Annotated in this window: 4 protein-coding genes; all 4 read left to right on the forward strand. The window is 24.6% G+C overall.

Annotation, left to right across the window (positions count from 1 at the left end; translation table 4 throughout):
• The first annotated feature begins 772 nt into the window (after window positions 1-772).
• Window positions 773-1,828: a hypothetical protein gene (locus BST80_RS04280; RefSeq protein WP_415746113.1), complete on the forward strand. Its 1,056-nt coding sequence runs from the start codon at window positions 773-775 to the stop codon at window positions 1,826-1,828.
• A 270-nt stretch (window positions 1,829-2,098) separates the two neighbouring features.
• Complete coding sequence (locus tag BST80_RS04285) at window positions 2,099-2,278, forward strand: hypothetical protein (protein WP_415746114.1); 180 nt, start codon at window positions 2,099-2,101, stop codon at window positions 2,276-2,278.
• A 148-nt stretch (window positions 2,279-2,426) separates the two neighbouring features.
• Window positions 2,427-3,203: a hypothetical protein gene (locus BST80_RS04290; protein ID WP_415746115.1), complete on the forward strand. Its 777-nt coding sequence runs from the start codon at window positions 2,427-2,429 to the stop codon at window positions 3,201-3,203.
• Window positions 3,204-3,360: 157 nt separating this feature from the next.
• Complete coding sequence (locus BST80_RS04295) at window positions 3,361-3,651, forward strand: hypothetical protein (RefSeq protein ID WP_415746116.1); 291 nt, start codon at window positions 3,361-3,363, stop codon at window positions 3,649-3,651.
• The last annotated feature ends 570 nt before the right edge of the window (window positions 3,652-4,221 follow it).

Consider the following 4,221-nt stretch of genomic DNA (forward strand, 5'->3'; position numbering starts at 1 on the left):
ATCAACTCCTGCTAGCTNCAAGGGAAAGAGAGAGAGCGAGAGAGAGAGCGAGAGAGAGAGCGAGAGAGANAGATAGAAGCAAGTCCCTGCAAGCTGTTAGACAGANAGAGAGAGAGNNGAAGCGTAGCAAACTCCTGNTANCAGCAGGACAGCAAGANGGGANAAANCAACTCCTGCTAGCTGCAAGGGAAAGAGAGAGAGAGAGAGAGAGAGAGAGAGAGAGAGAGAGAGAGAGAGAGAGAAAGAACGAGTGATTCAAATCGAAGTCTTTCATAGATAGAGAGAGAGAGAGAGAGAGAGAGAGAGAGAGAGAGANANAGNGAGGGAAACAGAGAGACAGTGTGAGAGAGAGTGATAGTGACAGATAGAGTAGGAAGCCGAATGTGAAATTAAGAGCAAGCTAAGATCGCGAAGATAATGGAAAGCGAGAGATTTCCCAGAAGGACAAAGCAAAAGACAGTAGAATAAGAAGAAATATATCACATGAGGCTATAAAAGGTATGCACTTAAAAAAAAGTGATATGCTGCCAGAGAATCACAAACAGGCGACAGATCAATACCAAAATATTCTTGGCAACACTTGAACTCTTGAAAATTGCATAGAAGATGTATTTAAAATTAAATAATTTAAATAAAAAAGTCATTTTTCGTTGTAGGAAAATATTAAATTTTTAAATAAAAGACATAATTAATTAAAATTATAATTTGCTATTAGTATCTTTTTAAAAATATTTACAATTATTTTAATAGATTATGCAAGAAGTCTATTATTATGTATGAAGTTAAATTTAAGGAGTTGCAAGTTCGTGATTCAATTAGTGGTTTAATTGTTGTAAGTAATGACTTAGTAGCTGTAAAACATATGCAAGTAGATCTTAAAGATTATTTTGTTACTTTTATTGATATTCTTTTTGCTAAGCAAAATTATAGTATGGTTGATAGACACAATAGTGATTTTAATGATGTAACAAATGTGCCTGATGCTGTTTGAAATATTATTCGTACCGAATTAAATCGCCTTAATATTACATTCTTTTCTAAAGTTGTTCCATATGGTAATTTACCGTCTTTATATAAGTTAACTGATAATATTTCAAAACAGTATGCATCTGTTTTATTATGAGCAGGTGAAGGTTATAAGCCAGATAAATTAACATGACAAAATTTCTTGTATTTTTTTCAAAGAGTACAATTTCCTAATGGACTTATTTCTGAAGAAAAATATTATGTTAAAGCAAATATAGCATCTTTAAATTCATGCGATTTTATGATTGAAAATTTACCTTTACAAAATGACAAATCTGAAATAGTTTTAAAAAAACTATTTAAGATTTTAATGGAAAAAGAACCAGTTGATCAAAAATTAACACAATTTTCTCAATTAATAATGGATTTTTGGCATTATTATAAATTAGAAACATTCAATGATAAGCTTGTTTTTCATATGTCACAAGTAAATTTCAATGCGTTAAAACAAACAATTGATTCTTTTGCTTCAGAAAGATTAGAATTTTCAAATATTGAGTTAATTTTTAGTTCTATTTTTGACTATTTCAATAAGAGAAGAACTGCAACTATAATTGCTGATACTCATTTTTCAATATGATTACCAGAACTCCATACATTTAATTTAGTTAAAAAATCAAATTCAATTATTATAGAATGATTTAGAAAAAAGGTTGAAAACGTTGAAAATTTACAAATTAAAATAAATTTTGGTTATAATAATTTTGGATATTCTTTTGTTCCACGTCTTTCAATTAAGGATAATAATATTCATACTGGAGAATATTTACGATTAGATACATTTGAATTTAAGATTGAATAATTAGATATAAACAATAAATATAATAATAATATATGTTATAAGATGAATTAAAAAATCAACTAATTTTAAATATGCAAAGAAAAGTTTTTATAAAAAATGAAATTTATCTCGGATTGAGTTCTGCTAAAGATGGCCTAACTCAATTTTTTTAATTTACTTTGTGGTTCTAATTTCATTATAAAATTTAATATATTGTGGAACTATTTTATATATTTAGTATGATATAATATTCTTATGTAGTATAGGTTATACAAGGTAGGTGGCAAATAGATGAAAAGGTTATTAACTATTTTTAGTATTTTTAGTATGGGCTGAAGTCTTAGTTTAACAACTATTAGTTGTTCAATGCATGAAAAGAATTTTGATGATAACAAAATAATAACTTTAAATCAAGATCTTGAAACTATTAACACAATTCTAGAACAAGCAAAAAAAAGACTTCAATCTTAATGAGAAACAAAAACCAACATTGATATGAATAGTTATCCTAATGAAATGTCTATATTTCAGGAATTTCTTATAAAATTACAAAAAAATAGCGAACTAATGTTAGTTGGTGATGAAATTTATCAGTGAAATTTCTTAAAGAAACTAATTATTGATTTCAAAAAAGAACTTAATATTAATTATTAACCAGGAAATTATTAAGCAATATGCAAACTATTATTATGATATCTTGCCATTATCATTAAATGAGAAAAATATTCGTCTTACTTTAAAATTGGTAAATTTTGATAACTTAGCAAGAATGATGGCAAGTAAAAAGCAAACTATAAAAGGTATTACAATTAAATTTAATATTCCTTATGAAGTAAGTTTTAAAAAATTACAAGTACCTGATTCAATTATTAGCTTAGTTGTTGTTAGTAATAACATTTTAGTACTAAGTAATATACAACAAAAAATGGCAAATTATTTTGTTACTTTTATTGATGATCTTTTTGGTAAGTATAAATATCAGATTATTGAAAAGTTAAAACGTAATTTTAATAATATTGATCAATCAAACACAATTTGACAAATAATTACGGAAAAATTACGTTCAAGAAAAATTAATTTTATTGCCAATGATCATACATTAATTTTTAATACTTTTTATAGTATTGATGCTCCAACTTGAAATTTTAAAAAAGAAGAAGATTCTGTGTTGGCGTGAGCGGGTGAAGGGTATGACCCAACAAAATTGACGCCAGAAAACTTTTTAAAATTTTATGAGCAAAAATATATTAAAAATAAAGTTCAAATTAAAAATAATTATTATGTTAGAGCGAATATAACATCTTTTATTCCAAATGATTTTATGATTGAAAATTTACCATTTAATAATAAAACTAATGCAATAACATTAAAAACACCAATTAAAGTTTTAACATAGAAACAATATATTGATAATCAATTATTTGATTTTGCTAAAAAAATAATGGATTTTTGACATTATTATAAAATTGAAACTTATAGTAATAAAATTGTCTTTAATGTAACCAAAGCAGATTTTACTATGTTATCTGAAAAAATTAGTAATTTTCAACCAAGTGCTTCTTTTTTTACTTATAGGTGCTATTTTTCGTTATCTTTCCGACAAACATGATTTAAAATTAGTTTTAAATTCAATAACTAGTAATGGCTGAATGCATTTAGGAAATTATCAAAATTCATTTGTTTTTAATTTCTTTTGAAGACCAGATACGCACAATTGTTATCCACAACTTGTTTTAAGTTTTGCTTATAATTCATTTTCATATGGTTTGTTTATTAATCCTGTTCCTGTAAATAATAAAACAGGTTATGTTTTTTTACAGACAATTGAATTTAAAATTGTTTAAAATTGTTAAGACAACTAGAACGAATTTGAATTTATCAAGTTTTAATTTATCATTAAGTTTATGTTATAGGGTCTTTAATTGCTGCTGCAAAACAAAAAAAAGAATGTGTCAATTATTAAGAAATCAATACTTTTTGAACATCCAAAATAAAGTAAACATAAAAAATTATGTTAAAACTTTATTAAAAAGATGTTCTTTTTATATGAAAAAACAAGCAACAAAGAATTTAAATTAAATGTTATTCATTTATATAAAAAGTTTATATAAAAAATTGGAAATAACAATTTTAATATCACGAAGAGAGATTAAATTTTATAATAAAATTAGNTTANAAANNAAAAAAACTATATATAAAAATATATGTAGTCTATAATATTTATGTAATTAAATATTTTTAATAAAAATTTGGTGATACTAAATTGTTGATTAGACTTCTTGCATAACCTATTAAAATAATTGTAAATATTTTTAAAAAGATACTAATAGCAAATTATAATTTTAATTAATTATGTCTTTTATTTAAAAATTTAATATTTTCCTACAACGAAAAATGACTTTTTTATTTAAATT

Source organism: Spiroplasma sp. Moj, assembly GCF_016082285.1.
GTDB lineage: Bacteria > Bacillota_I > Bacilli_A > Mycoplasmatales > Mycoplasmataceae > Spiroplasma > Spiroplasma phoeniceum.